The sequence below is a fragment of the Bradyrhizobium macuxiense genome, from assembly GCF_007993935.1.
In the GTDB taxonomy this organism is placed as follows: Bacteria; Pseudomonadota; Alphaproteobacteria; order Rhizobiales; family Xanthobacteraceae; genus Bradyrhizobium; species Bradyrhizobium macuxiense_A.
This window is the reverse complement of sequence record NZ_VITY01000013.1, coordinates 188,402-201,195: the sequence shown is the minus strand read 5'-3', so window position 1 is coordinate 201,195 and position 12,794 is coordinate 188,402. Positions and strand designations below refer to the sequence as shown.

11 protein-coding genes are annotated in these 12,794 nt (G+C 63.2%); 5 read left to right on the top strand and 6 right to left on the bottom strand.

Annotated features, from left to right (window positions below; genetic code table 11):
• Positions 1-3: 3 nt before the first annotated feature.
• Positions 4-864, bottom strand: coding sequence for an FAD binding domain-containing protein (locus tag FBZ93_RS30575; protein WP_146991208.1), 861 nt, complete (start codon positions 862-864; stop codon positions 4-6).
• A 356-nt stretch (positions 865-1,220) separates the two neighbouring features.
• On the opposite strand from FBZ93_RS30575, the gene FBZ93_RS30570 reads away from it, so the two are divergent.
• Positions 1,221-2,831 (top strand): ABC transporter substrate-binding protein, encoded by a 1,611-nt coding sequence (locus tag FBZ93_RS30570; protein WP_146991157.1) that lies wholly within the window; start codon positions 1,221-1,223, stop codon positions 2,829-2,831.
• Positions 2,832-3,088: 257 nt separating this feature from the next.
• On the opposite strand, the gene FBZ93_RS30565 is transcribed toward FBZ93_RS30570, so the two are convergent.
• The gene (locus FBZ93_RS30565; RefSeq protein ID WP_167529279.1) at positions 3,089-3,574 is read right to left on the bottom strand and encodes a lipocalin-like domain-containing protein; all 486 of its coding nucleotides are present in this window, start codon (positions 3,572-3,574) and stop codon (positions 3,089-3,091) included.
• A gap of 58 nt (positions 3,575-3,632) precedes the next feature.
• On the bottom strand, positions 3,633-4,691 hold the full coding sequence (locus FBZ93_RS30560) for an MBL fold metallo-hydrolase (protein WP_167529278.1): 1,059 nt from the start codon (positions 4,689-4,691) through the stop codon (positions 3,633-3,635).
• A 337-nt stretch (positions 4,692-5,028) separates the two neighbouring features.
• Between FBZ93_RS30560 and FBZ93_RS30555 the strand changes: the two genes are divergently transcribed.
• The 3 genes from FBZ93_RS30555 to FBZ93_RS30545 all read left to right on the top strand — a co-directional run bounded on the left by FBZ93_RS30555 (position 5,029) and on the right by FBZ93_RS30545 (position 7,529).
• On the top strand, positions 5,029-5,667 hold the full coding sequence (locus FBZ93_RS30555) for a pyridoxamine 5'-phosphate oxidase family protein (protein WP_146991154.1): 639 nt from the start codon (positions 5,029-5,031) through the stop codon (positions 5,665-5,667).
• Entirely contained in the window at positions 5,660-6,880 is a 1,221-nt protein-coding gene (locus FBZ93_RS30550) for an ABC transporter substrate-binding protein (RefSeq protein WP_146991153.1), read from the top strand. The genes FBZ93_RS30555 and FBZ93_RS30550 overlap by 8 nt, the downstream gene beginning before the upstream one ends.
• Positions 6,881-7,040: 160 nt before the next feature.
• The gene (locus FBZ93_RS30545; protein WP_146991152.1) at positions 7,041-7,529 is read left to right on the top strand and encodes a lipocalin-like domain-containing protein; all 489 of its coding nucleotides are present in this window, start codon (positions 7,041-7,043) and stop codon (positions 7,527-7,529) included.
• A 118-nt stretch (positions 7,530-7,647) separates the two neighbouring features.
• On the opposite strand, the gene FBZ93_RS30540 is transcribed toward FBZ93_RS30545, so the two are convergent.
• Positions 7,648-9,657 carry an SPFH domain-containing protein gene (locus FBZ93_RS30540; RefSeq protein WP_146991151.1) on the bottom strand — a complete coding sequence of 670 codons (2,010 nt, stop codon included), beginning with the start codon at positions 9,655-9,657 and terminating at the stop codon, positions 7,648-7,650.
• Between the two features lie 231 nt (positions 9,658-9,888).
• Complete coding sequence (locus FBZ93_RS30535; protein ID WP_246667707.1) at positions 9,889-10,743, bottom strand: SDR family NAD(P)-dependent oxidoreductase; 855 nt, start codon at positions 10,741-10,743, stop codon at positions 9,889-9,891.
• 371 nt (positions 10,744-11,114) lie between these two features.
• Here FBZ93_RS30535 and FBZ93_RS30530 point away from each other — a divergent pair, with 371 nt between their 5' ends.
• Complete coding sequence (locus tag FBZ93_RS30530) at positions 11,115-11,492, top strand: hypothetical protein (RefSeq protein WP_146991149.1); 378 nt, start codon at positions 11,115-11,117, stop codon at positions 11,490-11,492.
• A gap of 103 nt (positions 11,493-11,595) precedes the next feature.
• Here the strand turns inward: FBZ93_RS30530 and FBZ93_RS30525 are convergent, their stop codons facing one another.
• Complete coding sequence (locus FBZ93_RS30525) at positions 11,596-12,777, bottom strand: amidohydrolase/deacetylase family metallohydrolase (protein WP_146991148.1); 1,182 nt, start codon at positions 12,775-12,777, stop codon at positions 11,596-11,598.
• Positions 12,778-12,794 lie beyond the last annotated feature (17 nt).

The window sequence follows — 12,794 nt, the reverse complement described above, 5'->3', positions numbered from 1 at the left end:
ATGCTAATGTCCTCCCGCGCGCTGGGCCGCGATCGCGGCGGTGCGCTTGAGCAGCACGCCGGCGGTTTTGGTGCGATACGCGATGGTGCCGCGCTTGTCGTCGATCGGACGGCAGGCGGCGCGGCATGCGGCAGCGGCTGCTTCCAGCGCGGCATCGTCGAGCTTCGAACCAACCAGCGCTTGGGCTGCCGGCGCGACCAAGAGCGCAGTCGGCGCCACCGCGCCGAGGCCGACACGGGCGGCGGTGCAGATGCCGTCCTTTAACGTCAGGCTGACGCCGATCCCGACCACCGCGATGTCCATCTCGGTGCGCGGGATCATCCGCAGATAAGCGTCGCCCGACCCCGCAGGCCGCGGCGGCAACGCGAAGCTGACCAGGATCTCGCCCGGCTTGAGGTTGGTCCGTCCCGGTCCGGCCGGCACGTCCTCGACCTTGATCTCGCGGCGGCCGTTCGGGCCCTGCACGGTGACGACGGCACCCGCCGCGATCATCGCCGGCACGCTGTCTCCGGCCGGCGAGCCGTTGCAGAGATTACCGCCGGCCGAGGCCCGGCCCTGCACCTGCTTGGAGCCGATCAGGTTCACGGCCTCGAGCACGCCGGGCCACACCCTGCCGAAGCGCGCATGCTCGGCAAGCTCCATGCCGGAGACGGCGGCACCAACGCGGAAACCGCCGTCGGCGGTCTCGGTGATCTCGGTCATCTCGCCGATCTTCTTGATGTCGACGATCAATCCCGGCCGCACCAGGCCGGAGCGCATTTGCACCAATAAGTCGGTACCCCCAGCCATAATGCGGGCGGCACTCCCGGCGGCAGCAAATGCGCCAATCGCTTCATCAAGCGTGCGCGGTGCTACGTATCGGATATCGGTCATGACGGTTCTTCTGGTCTCCCTCGGCTGCTCGATCGCGCTGCTTGTTCCCTTAAGGGGATATGGCCTTATTGCTGGCCGGCAGGACCATAAGCCTACACGGCGGATCAGGGTCCGAACAGCCTGCGAGGTGCGGCAGGAAGCGCAGGCTCCTATGCAGGATGCGGACTTGTGCGGTGCCGGCGCAACGCGCGCCGCGGCCGCGGTCATCGCACGTTCGCCTGACCAATCCAGGAATCCGGGTGCCAGACCAGTGGCGCGGCCCTTGCTTGCTTTCAACAACGAATTCGTGAAGCATGCCGGTCGCTGCGGCATGCTTGCCGGCGCAACGGCAAATCGGGAGATGGTGAATGGCGGATGTTTCGCGCAGGACACTCCTCAAGCTCGCGGCCAGCGTGCCGCCGGCGATTGCAGCCCCGGCCATATTGTCATCGCGCGCCGTCGCCGCGGCCAAGGGCAAGACCATCACCGCGGTGATGCATTCGGACCTGCGCATCATCGATCCCGGTTTCACCACCGCCTACATCACCCGCGACCATGGCTACATGGTCTACGACACGCTGCTCGGCATCGATTCCAGCTTCAAGGTCCGGCCGCAGATGGCGGACTGGACCATCTCCGACGACAAACTGACCTACACGTTCACGCTGCGCGACGGCCTGAAATGGCATGACGGCGCGCCCGTCACGGCGGAGGACTGCATCGCGTCGCTGAAACGCTGGACCGCTGTCGACGGCATGGCGCAGAAGCTGGCCGAATTCACGGCTTCTCTCGAGGCTAACGGGCCGAAGGCCATCGTGCTCAAGCTCAAGGAGCCGTATGGCCTCGTGCTGGAGTCGCTGGCAAAGCCCTCCTCCTACGTCGCGTTCATGATGCCGAAGCGGCTCGCCGAGACGCCGCCGGGCAAGCAGATCGCCGAACAGATCGGCTGCGGACCGTTCAAGTTCGTGGCCGCCGAATTCCAGCCGGGCGTCAAGGCGGTCTATGAGCGCAACGCCGACTACGTACCGCGCAAGGAAAAGCCGGATTGGCTGTCGGGCGGCAAGGTCGCAAAAGTCGATCGCGTCGAATGGATCACGATGCCGGACGCACAGACCGCGATCAACGCGCTGCAATCCGGCGAGATCGACTTCCTGGAACAGCCCTCGGTCGACCTGCTGACGGTGCTCGAGGCCAATTCCGATCTCACCGTGGCCGTGCTGAACAAGTTCGGCTTCCAGATCGAGGGCCGGATGAATTTCCTGCATCCACCGTTCGACAACCCCAAGGTCCGCCGCGCGGCGTTCCTGGCGATGAACCAGAAGGACGTGCTCGACGCCACCGTCGGCAACGCGAAGTTCTACGAGATTTGCGGCTCCTATTTCGCCTGCGACACGCCGCTCGCCAGCGACGCCGGCGCGGAGACGCTGATCAAGGGCAACGGCATGGCCGAGGCCAAGAAGGCGCTCGCCGCCTCGGGCTATGACGGCACGCCGGTCGTGATCATGATCCCCGGCGACGTGCAGACGCTGAAGGGGCCGCCGACGGTCGCAGCGCAGCTGTTGCGCGCGGCCGGCTTCAACGTCGACGCGCAGGTGACGGACTGGCAGACCGTGGTGAGCCGCCGCGCCAGCCAGAAGCCGCCGAAGGAAGGCGGCTGGAACCTGTTCTTCACCTTCACCGGCGCCACCGAGGTGATGAACCCGATCGTCAACAACCAGATCGCCGCGAACGGCAAGAAAGCCTGGTTCGGCTGGCCCGAAGACGCCAAGCTCGAGCAGATGCGCGACGCCTACGCGCGCGCCACGTCGCCGGAGGAGCAGAAGAAGTTCGCGGTCGAGATCCAGAAGGAAGCCTACGAGCAGGTGATCTATATCCCGCTCGGCCAGTTCCGCTTGCCGAGCGCCTGGCGCAAATCGCTGACCGGCGTGCTCGAAGGCCCGGCGCCGCCGGTGTTCTGGAACGTCGACAAGACCGAATAGTCAATCGGCTTGTCCGCAGCCTCGCTTCGCCTGCTTGCGGCACCGCCGCAGCTGCGTGCGGCCAAAAATATCGAAAACAACCCCATGCAAAGGAGCCAGCGGCTGCCGGCGTTCGAAGGCGGCTTGACATGTCGGGCAACTCAGGGATACATTTCCAATATTCCGAAATCGCGCAGGCGTCCGGCGATTGCGTCAGCGCCGCCGTCTTGGCCCCGTTCAGCGCACTCCCGCGCCGTTGTGAGACGAAGGGCGCGCCGTCAACGTTCACGCTCCCAAGTGAGGGTTCCTATTACCTTTTTGCCGGGGTAGACCGCGCTGACCTGCTCCGCGGTTCGAATGGAGAGCTTGTCGCCCTCCAGTTTGAAGAACCGGATTTGGGCCGAGCCGGTCAAAATCTCGTTCCACGATAGATCGACGTTTGTCGTGAGCCTGTCTCCATCGACTGTAAATTTTCCGGTGTAGACCATCAACGATTTGAGGAGCGCGGCCGAGTCCGAATCGTTCGTTGCCGGCTTCCGGTCTGGCCCGGCGATCATGAATGCCGAGAACCCATCCGAAGTGAAGACCGCTCTGCCTTTCGGATTGGGACCAAATGGTTCGGTGGTCTCTCCGCCCACGACCTTGATAACCCATGAAGTCAACCGCCAGCTTCCAACCAGTTGCTTGGCCGCTTCGTCCGCCCTGGCAAATCCGGACTGGAGATAGCAATAGGCGGCAAGTGCGAATGCGATGAGACGCAGCATCCTGTTCTCCCCGAATGGCGACTCGTACGTTCCGACGGCGATCATTGTATCATCAGGCCTATCTCGCTGGCAGACGAAGGCTCGCGAGATCGGTGCCAACTACGATGTTTCCGGTGAAGCCGCCATCTCGAGCCGCCTTCGTGTAGTCGGCCTCCGTCAGCAAGCCGCCTGGAAGCTTGAAAGGATATTGCTCACCTCCAATCGGCGGAATCATGTGCGTGAGCACGAGATGCTTCACGCCAGCGCGCTGGGCCATGGCGGCAAGATCAGGGACCGAGGTCTGACGCAGATAGGCGTAAGCGAACATCCCGCTCCCCTTGCCGGGGGCCATAACAGGATGAATTGCCGAATGGACGATGATGTCGGCTCCCTCAGCTAGCTTCTCTACCTGCTCTGAGGCCGAAGAACTGCGCGGGGGAGCCGGCGCATCATTTCCGGCGTCACCGCCGATGACAACGCTGCCTGCGGGCGTGTCGACGCGGTAGGATGCGTGCCCTGCGATGTGGGCTGAACGAATTGCGCTGACCTTTACACCGCCTTTGGACCAGACCACTTGCGGCTCGTCCGTTGGCTGGAATGTGATCGTATTGATCAATTCGGCGGGGCCAGCCGCCGTCCGTTCTTTGAGCTCGGAATGACGCTGTGCTATCTCGCCTGACTGAATAAACGCATCAGCGATATGCGCGGTGAACTTGCTGCAGCTTATCGTGATGCCCGTGGGCGAGACGCTATCCGCGCTGCAGACGACGTCGATCTTCGCTCCGGTCCCGTTAAATGACCATCGAAGCTGCACCAGATCGGCGAAACCTTCCGTGTGGTCATTGTGCATGTGCGTGAAGAATACTGCATCTAGCTGCTCAGGCCCGACTTTTAGCTGCGATAGCCTCATGGTGGTCCCGCGGCCGGCATCAAACTGCAACTTCACCGCCCCACATTCATCGGTGTCATCGCCAAAACGCACCAGCGTTCCGGCGCCGGCGAGACCGTTAAAAGATTGTGGTCCCCCCTGTGTACCTGTGAGCGTTACTACAAGGCACGGTGCGGCGTAGCTATTGGATGCACCGCTTATCAGCCAAGAGACCCCCAGCAGCGCGACTGCGACGAAGCATCGAGCCATGTCCCCCTCCGCTTTCATCAGTGTCGAGAATACGACCATGTTAATCGACCGGCATCGAACCCTCTAGGGGGACTGGAACGATCATCCGGCCGGAATCGGCGATGTCGCAGATTGGCCCACCGATCGCGCCCGATCGTGGCTTCAAGCACCAGAGCCATTTCGCGCGGGCGTCTTGCCCGAGAATGCGGGCACCCTTCCCGACGTCTCCGGCAATCCACCCGGCAGCAAGCGGGCGCAGGACGCGTCGCCTTGAGGGGAAATCGGCGAGAGCCGGCGGCGCGCCGCTGCTATGCTGTCGTCTAACCCAAAGCCATCACATTGAAGCGCGAGAACGGCCATGGAAGCACGTGGATTCTACCACGAGGGGATGCTTGCGTTGCAGGAGCAGGCCGATGGCCGGCGCCTTGCCGATTTCCTGGCGACCAACGCCAGGCACAGCGAATTTTCCGAACGGGACGCGGCGCAGATCACGGCGGCAAGTTTCTTCTTCATCGCGTCGTCTCATGGCGATCATCCGGACTGCAGCTTCAAGGGAGGCGATCCCGGGTTCGTCAGGATTGTCGGCCCGAATACACTGGAATTTCCCGACTACGACGGCAACCTGATGTACCGGACGCTCGGCAATATCGCCATGAATCCGAGGGTCGGGCTCCTGTTCATGACCTTCGACAGCAAGAGCTATCGCATTCGCATCAACGGAGACGCCAGCATTCACCGCGACGCCGAAAGTTTGGCACGGCATCACGGTGCCAAGGCGGTGATCCGCGTCGTATGTCGCGACATCTATCCAAACTGTCCGCGCTATGTCCCCGATCTCGCGCCAACGGCACGCTCCGCCTATGTGCCGCGCCCGGGCGAGACGCCGCCGACGCCGGAATGGAAAACGCTGCCGGAGGTCGTGCCGCACCTGCCGCAGTCCGACGCGCGGTGCGCCACGCCTTCAAGCCGGGACTGCATTGGACAGCACGATGCATAAAGACTGGTGCAAGCTGGCGGCCAGGGCGGCGATCGTCGGCGTCAGCCTGTTCGCTGCCGCCAACACGCTCGCCGAAAGCCGCAAATACGATCCCGGCGCCGGCGACACCGAGATCAGGATCGGGCAGACCATGCCCTATAGCGGGCCGGCGTCGGCAGTCTCGGTGATCGGCAAGCTCCAGGCCGCCTACTTCCGGATGATCAACGAGCGCGGCGGGATCAACGGGCGCAGGATCAAACTGATCTCGTATGACGACGCGGCAACGCCATCCAAGACGGTCGAGCAGACCCGCAAGCTCGTCGAAGGCGACGAGGTGCTGTTCACGTTCCAGACGCCCGGCAGCGCCTCCAACGTCGCGGTTCAGAAATATCTCAACGACCACCATGTCCCGCAACTGTTCGTGGGCGGTCGCTCGACGCGCTTCGAGGATCCCGCCGAGTTTCCATGGACGATCGGATTCGCCCCGAACCTGCGGACCGAGATTCGCGTCTACGTGCGCTTCATCCTCGACAATTATCCGGATGCCAGGATCGGCCTGCTCTACCAGAATGACGAGAGCGGCAAGGACTATCTCGCCGGCTTGAAGGACGGGCTCGGCGCGAAGGCCGCGCTGATGGTCGCATCCGCTGCGCCCTATGAAATGACGGACCCGACCATCGACTCGCAGGTGGTGCGGCTCAAGGCCGCCGGCGTCAACGTGCTGATCGACATGGCGGCGCCGAAGTTCGCCGCCCAGGCGATCCGCAAGGCCGCGGAGCTCGGCTGGAAGCCTGTTCATCTGCTCGGCGTCGGCTCGTCCTCGATCGACGCGGTGCTGGCGCCTGCGGGACTTGAGAACGCCAAGGGGCTGATCTCGGCAAGTTCGTTCAAGGAGGCCGCCGACCCGAGCTGGGCGGACGATGCGGGCATGAAGACATGGACCGCCTTCATGACCTCGTATTATCCGGAAGGTGACAGAAAGAGCATCTTCACGACCTATGGCTACAGCGCCGCCGAGCTATTGGTGCAGGTGCTACGGCAATGCGGCGACGATCTCTCGCGCGACAATGTCATGCGCCAGGCGGCCAATCTGAAGGACGTGAAGCTCGATCTGCTGCTGCCGGGCCTCTCCATCAGCACCAGCCAGAGCGATTATCGCGTGGTCAAGCAGTTCCGGATGATGCGCTTCACCGGCGAGCGCTGGGAACCGTTCGGGCCGATGGTCGCGGATTGACCCTGCTGCGTCATGAGCGGCGTCCCTCACCCTGGTTCGTCGAAAATGACCCCACAGCGGACCTCTCCCCGGACCGTTCGCTCTCGCCGATTTCGTCTCTCACAGGTAGTCTGGGCATTTGTTTGAATGGACCTGGTCATCTACTGAGAGGGAGGAAGACATGGTACTTCTCCGTGTGCTGGCCGCTGCTGTTGTATGCGTCTGTTTTCAAGCTGGAGTTGCCCTCGCGGACAATGCAGCGGGGCAGCTCGCAGGTAGTTGGAAGCTGAGCTCGTGGACAATTCAGATTATCGGTGGAGAGGCTACCGAGCCTTTCGGTCCCAATCCCAAAGGCAGAGCGATCTTCGCGGCGGATGGATACGTGACGTTCGTCATCGTGGCGGCAAATCGTAAACCGGCAACAAGCAATGAGGAGTCGGCGACCCTTCTGAGGTCGCTCCTTGCTTACAGCGGAAAATTCATGATCGAAGGAGACAAGTTCACAACCAAAGTGGACATATCGGGGAATGAGCTTCTTACTGGACAGGACCAAATACGATTTTTCAAGCTGGAAGGTGATAAGCTGATCATTCGAACAGCTGAACAAGTCAGTTCCGTTTTTCCCGGAAAGAGAGTCGTAGGAAGCCTTACTTGGGAACGCGAGCGCTAAGAGCGCCGGGCTGGCAATCTGTCCGGCGAGGCGAGCTCGCCCAAGCTCACAGTACAATTTGAATCGGCGGCGCGTCTGTAGCGCGCCGCCGATCACGTCGTTGATCAGGCCATGCGCGTCACTGGCCGTTGGTCCGGCGCGTGGCCTTCGGGGCCTCGTCCTTCAGCTTCTCCAATGCGCCGGGCATCATCTGCCCGAACATCGAGCTCAGCATCGCGGTCGGGATCAGGCCGGCGCTGTTGCCCTCCTGGCCCTGCCCGCTCGACATCAGGAATTGCGGCACCAGCGGCTGGTTGATCCGCGTCAGGGCATCCGCGAACTTCGCGAAGTTCTGCTCGGCAAGCCGGTATTCCGGCCCGCCATAGGCATCGACCGACAGCTTGGTCGCCTGCGCGTTGGCGGCGCCGACCGCCAGCACCCGGTCGGCCTCACCCTGGCCTTCGAGCCGCGACTGCTCGCCGACCGCGGCCGCGGTGACCTTCCGCGTCTCGGCGTCCTTCTGCGCGCGGGCCAGCGCCGCGGCGCCCTCGTTCTCGTTGACCTTGACCTGGATCAGCGACTGCGTCAGCGCCGACTGCGCCGCCGCCGTCGCCTTGGCTTCGTTGAGCGCGCGCTCCTGCACCGCGGCCTTCTCCTGCTCCTGATAGGTCTCGATCTGCTCGCGCGCGATCTGGCGCGAGCGGAGCTGGATCAGGATGTTCTCGATGGTGTGGTCGCCGGGCGCCGCACGCGGCGTGCCGATCAAGACCTCCTGAAGGTCGAGCGAATAGCTCTCGAACCTCGCCTTCATGTCGTGGGCCGCTTCCGCCTGGATCGCGGCGCGGTTCTGCAACAGCTCGATCAGCGTCATCTTCTGCGCGATGTTCTTGAAGAACGCAGAGACCATCGGGTCGAGCGTCTGCTCGACCAGCTTCTTCACGTCGCCGAAGCGCTGGATGATCATCGGCGCCTTCTTGTAGTCGATGTGCATCACCACCGAGAGCGGCAGCGTCGGCTCGAACGCGTCCTTGGTGATCAGCGAGATCTCCGACAGGTTCTCGTCGAGCTTCATCGCGCCGACCTCGCCACGCATCCATTTCAGGATGAAGTTGACGGTCGGAATGATCTCGATCTTGCCGGCATAGGTGTTGAAGGCGTATTTGCCCGGCAACAGCGGATCCTTCCAGACGCCGCGGCTGCCGTTGAGCACCAGCTCGCCATGGCGATACTGCTCGCCCGAGACGTCGTCGGTGCGCGGGCCGGTGTAGAAGATGACGACGCCGACATTACCGACAGGGATCACCGTCTTCGGCACCGCCTCGACGGTCGCGAACAGGCGGTTGATGTACCAGGTGCCCTCGACGATGACCTGGAGCTGGCGGCCGCGATAGCCGCCGGCGCTCAGGAATTTCTCGGGCTCCTGGAAATTGTTGTGAAAGGTCGCCGCATCCCGCAGCTCGATGCCGACCTCGGGCGCGATGATCTCGCCCGGAGGCAGCGACGGACCGTCATGCACGGTGACGATGCCGACCAAATCGTGATCGGCCGCCAGCACGACCGGGGCAAAGCCCCAGCGCTCGGTGATGGTGAGCTGCATGCTCTCGAGCACGCCGCGTTCGCGCTCGCTCAAGGCGTGACCGTAGACACGGTCGTCGGTGATGACGGCGAACTGCGTGGTGTTGATGGCATAGGTACCTTCGCGCAGGATCTTGCGCTGCGGGCCCTTCTGGCCGCCGCCGCGCAGGAAGCGGCGCGCGTCCTGGAAGTCCGACTTGTCCTCGGTGTCGTTGGCACCGAGCACCTGCGACGACTCCAGCGCCGCACCGTCGCGCGCGAACACATAGGCGATCTTACCCTGGCCGACGGTCACGAGGTCCGAGCGATGGATCCGGTACATGAGGGGAAACATCACGTGCAGGCCGCCGCGCAGCACCTCCGGCTCATAGCCGGCCTCGCCGTTCAGCGCGATGAAGCCGTCATCGATCGAGCCCTTGGTCGACCACAGCTTCTCGACGATGCCGACCTGGTTGTTGGGAATGTAGCGAAATACGTTCGATACGCGCAGCAGGATCGCGATCGCGATCACGACTGCGGTCCAAATGGCCGGTTGGGTTAAACCCAAGCCATTAAGAAAACCGACGAAGTCCATAGTCCGTCTCCACAATTCGCAACTGGGCGGTTTGGGGACCCAAACCTGACCCAAGAATTGCGGTGCGGACATGTGGTGCGGCCATGGCGGCGCAAGGCGCGAACATTGTTCGCGCTGCCAATCTTTTTTTGATGACGAGATGAACCGCGGCACTTGTGGCGCGACATCGATCCGCGCGAAAGCATGCTGCGATTGCACATCATTCGCAGCAGCTGGTGGAAGTGCCGGTGCTCAACGTTTCGGGTTGCGCCCGCGGATCTGGTCAAAGCCTTGCTTGATTGCGGCGAAGCGCGCGTCGACCACCGGCTCGAATTCGAGGTCGGTGAAGATATAGGGCCAGTCGTTTTCGACGCCTTCGCGGACGAGTTCACCGACATACATGGGATCGATGCCCTCGGAGATGCGTTGGCGGACCTGATTGATGCGCTCGGCAAGCGGGCCCGACGTCGGCAAGGTACGCGTCTCCCCCTCGAAGCGCTTGGGAAGGTTGCGCCTCGAGTCCATGATGTGCGTGCGGATGAACCCGGGACACAACACCGACACGCCGATCCCGCGCGGCGCGAGTTCCTGCCGCAGTCCCTCGGACAGCGCGACGACGCCATACTTCGAAACGTTGTATGCCGTGCTCGCCCCTGAAATAATGCCGGCGAGCGAGGCCGTGGAGACGATGTGTCCACCCTCGCCATGCTGCTCGATCAACGGCCCGAAAATCTCGATCCCCCAGATGGTCGCCATCAGGTTGACCTCGAGGGTCCAATTCCACGACGCGTCGGTCCAGGTGCCATAGGGGCCACCGCCGCCGACGCCAGCGTTGTTGACGAGGATATGCACCTTGCCGTAGCGGGCAATCGTGGCTTCGGCGGCGGCCACCAGTTCGGCCTTGAGTGAGACGTCCGCTTTCACGCCGTCGACATCGGCGTTGGTGCGCCTCAGTTGCTCGAGCGCGGCGGACAGCGCCGCTTCTTCAATATCGCAAAGCATGACCTTCGCCCCCGCCTGGGCCAAAGCGGTCGCGATCCCCAATCCAATGCCCGACGCTGCACCGGTCACGAACGCGGTCTTTCCAGCAAGTTCCTTCACGCGCATTCTCCCCCGTGCAAGCGGACACCATCGTCCCAAAGCGCCAAGTGCGAGCGGGCGCCATATGACCGCACTTTGAAGCGATTGGGAAGTGTGCGGGATGTCCGCCCTCGGGCCCCTGGCGGACATTCATTCAGACCGGCTTCCATGTCGCCTTGATGAAGCACGCTACGACGAGCTTCCGCCGATCGAGGTAGTCCGGAAGTGATGTCAATGCGGTTGCGCTGGCTGGTGGTGGAAATGGCGAAGTGCGCGCATGATCCGATCCGGTACCGCCGACGTCAAATCGCTACCTGGCCTTTCGAAGCATCGAAGCATTCTGCGGCGCATCCCGACGTCCGTGAAGAACTCAACCGTCGCCAATGAGGAGTTGCGAAATGACTCGAGACAGCACATTCGCGCTGGGCGCATTCGCGGCACTGTATCTGGTGTCATCCGCGGCGATTGCGCAAAACGCGCCGCCGACGTTTCAAGGGGACCCAGACGTCTACAAGGTGATCTTCGAGGATCAAAACTTTCGCGTCATCGAAACGGTGCGAAAGCAAGGCGTCCATGACAAGGTGCATGGCCATCCTCTTCCGTCGGTTCTCTACCACCTGACTGATTGCGATACGAGGCTCTACGCAGCTGACGGAAAAACCACGGATACCCACACCAAGGCCGGAAGCGTGAATGCGGTCCCCGTCATCGCTTCACACTCGGCGGAGAATATTGGCCCGGCCGACTGCCGGCAGATTTTCATCGAGCGCAAATAACGCAAATAAGACGACGCTTCGGGAACGCCCGGGGATCTCGCCGCGAGGCCGCCTCGATGTGGCGGCCTCGTTGTTTCCGGATTGCGGGGTCACTGCGTGCCGCCTACACGGCCGAGCTATGGCTGCGCGTCAATGAGGCGGCGTCCTGCTTCGGGTGCCACCAGCGGCCGCCGATCACGACGCCTTCGGATGCGATCTTGCGATCGCCCGTCAGATGTTCGCCGACGACGTCGACGTAGTCGAACTGGCCTTGCCTGATCGAGAGCAGCGTGGCGTCGCCGACGCTGCCCGGCTTGAGGCTGCCGAGCTCGGGCCGCCGCAGCGCCATCGCGGCATTGACGGTGGACGCCGCGATCACGTCCGGCAGCGACATCCCCATGCAGAGGAATTTCGACATCGTCGTCACCTGGTCGAACGCCGGACCGTCGATGCAGAGCTGATGGATGTCGGACGAGATGGTGTCGGGTGAGAAGCCGTTGGCGAGCATCGCGCGCGCGGTCTTGAAGGCGAACGAGCCCTTGCCGTGGCCGATGTCGAACAGCACACCGCGCTCGCGCGCCTCCAGCACGCTCCTTTTCACCGTGCCCTGCGCGGTCGCCGGCGTGTTCGGGAACGGCCGGAACGCATGGGTCAGCACGTCGCCCGGGCGCAGCCGCGCGAGCACCTCCTCATAGCTCGGCGGCGGATGGTCGATATGCGCCATCAAGGGCATGCCGACCTGCTCCGCCACTTCGAGCGCGATCTCGAGCGGCACCAGGCCCGAGGTGCCCGAGGCGAACAGACCGACCCGGACCTTGATGCCGACGATGAGGTCGCGGTTCTCGTCGGCGACGCGCGCGGCATCGACCGGATTCATCAGCCGCAACTCCTCGCTCTCACCGACCATCACCCGGTCCGAGAAGCCGAAGATGCCGGCATGCGAGACGTGCAGATAAGCGAGGATGCGAACCTGGCTCGGCTCGATGACGTGCTTGCGGAACCCGGCGAAATTGCCGGGGCCGGCGCTGCCGGTGTCGACCGAGGTGGTGACGCCGGAGTTGCGGCAGAATTCCTCCGCGTCGATGCCGAGCGAGGTGCCGCCCCAATAGACATGGGTGTGCAGGTCGATGATCCCCGGCGAGACGATCAGCCCGGAGACGTCGCGCACGTCGGTCGCGGGATCGGCATTCAACTCTCGGCCGATCGCGGCGACCTTGCCGCCTGCAAAGGCGACGTCGGTCACCGCATCGAGCTTTTGCGACGGGTCGATCACCCGTCCGCCGCGTAGAATCAAATCGAACGGCATTGTGTTCTCCGGATTTC

Coding starts and splice junctions, on each gene's coding strand:
- FBZ93_RS30525 (WP_146991148.1), bottom strand. CDS start 12,777: ATGCCGTTCGATTTGATTCTACGCGGCGGACGGGTGATCGACCCGTCG.
- FBZ93_RS30545 (WP_146991152.1), top strand. CDS start 7,041: ATGGTACTTCTCCGTGTGCTGGCCGCTGCTGTTGTATGCGTCTGTTTT.
- FBZ93_RS30565 (WP_167529279.1), bottom strand. CDS start 3,574: ATGCTGCGTCTCATCGCATTCGCACTTGCCGCCTATTGCTATCTCCAG.
- FBZ93_RS30555 (WP_146991154.1), top strand. CDS start 5,029: ATGGAAGCACGTGGATTCTACCACGAGGGGATGCTTGCGTTGCAGGAG.
- FBZ93_RS30535 (WP_246667707.1), bottom strand. CDS start 10,743: ATGCGCGTGAAGGAACTTGCTGGAAAGACCGCGTTCGTGACCGGTGCA.
- FBZ93_RS30550 (WP_146991153.1), top strand. CDS start 5,660: ATGCATAAAGACTGGTGCAAGCTGGCGGCCAGGGCGGCGATCGTCGGC.
- FBZ93_RS30530 (WP_146991149.1), top strand. CDS start 11,115: ATGACTCGAGACAGCACATTCGCGCTGGGCGCATTCGCGGCACTGTAT.
- FBZ93_RS30570 (WP_146991157.1), top strand. CDS start 1,221: ATGGCGGATGTTTCGCGCAGGACACTCCTCAAGCTCGCGGCCAGCGTG.
- FBZ93_RS30540 (WP_146991151.1), bottom strand. CDS start 9,657: ATGGACTTCGTCGGTTTTCTTAATGGCTTGGGTTTAACCCAACCGGCC.
- FBZ93_RS30560 (WP_167529278.1), bottom strand. CDS start 4,691: ATGGCTCGATGCTTCGTCGCAGTCGCGCTGCTGGGGGTCTCTTGGCTG.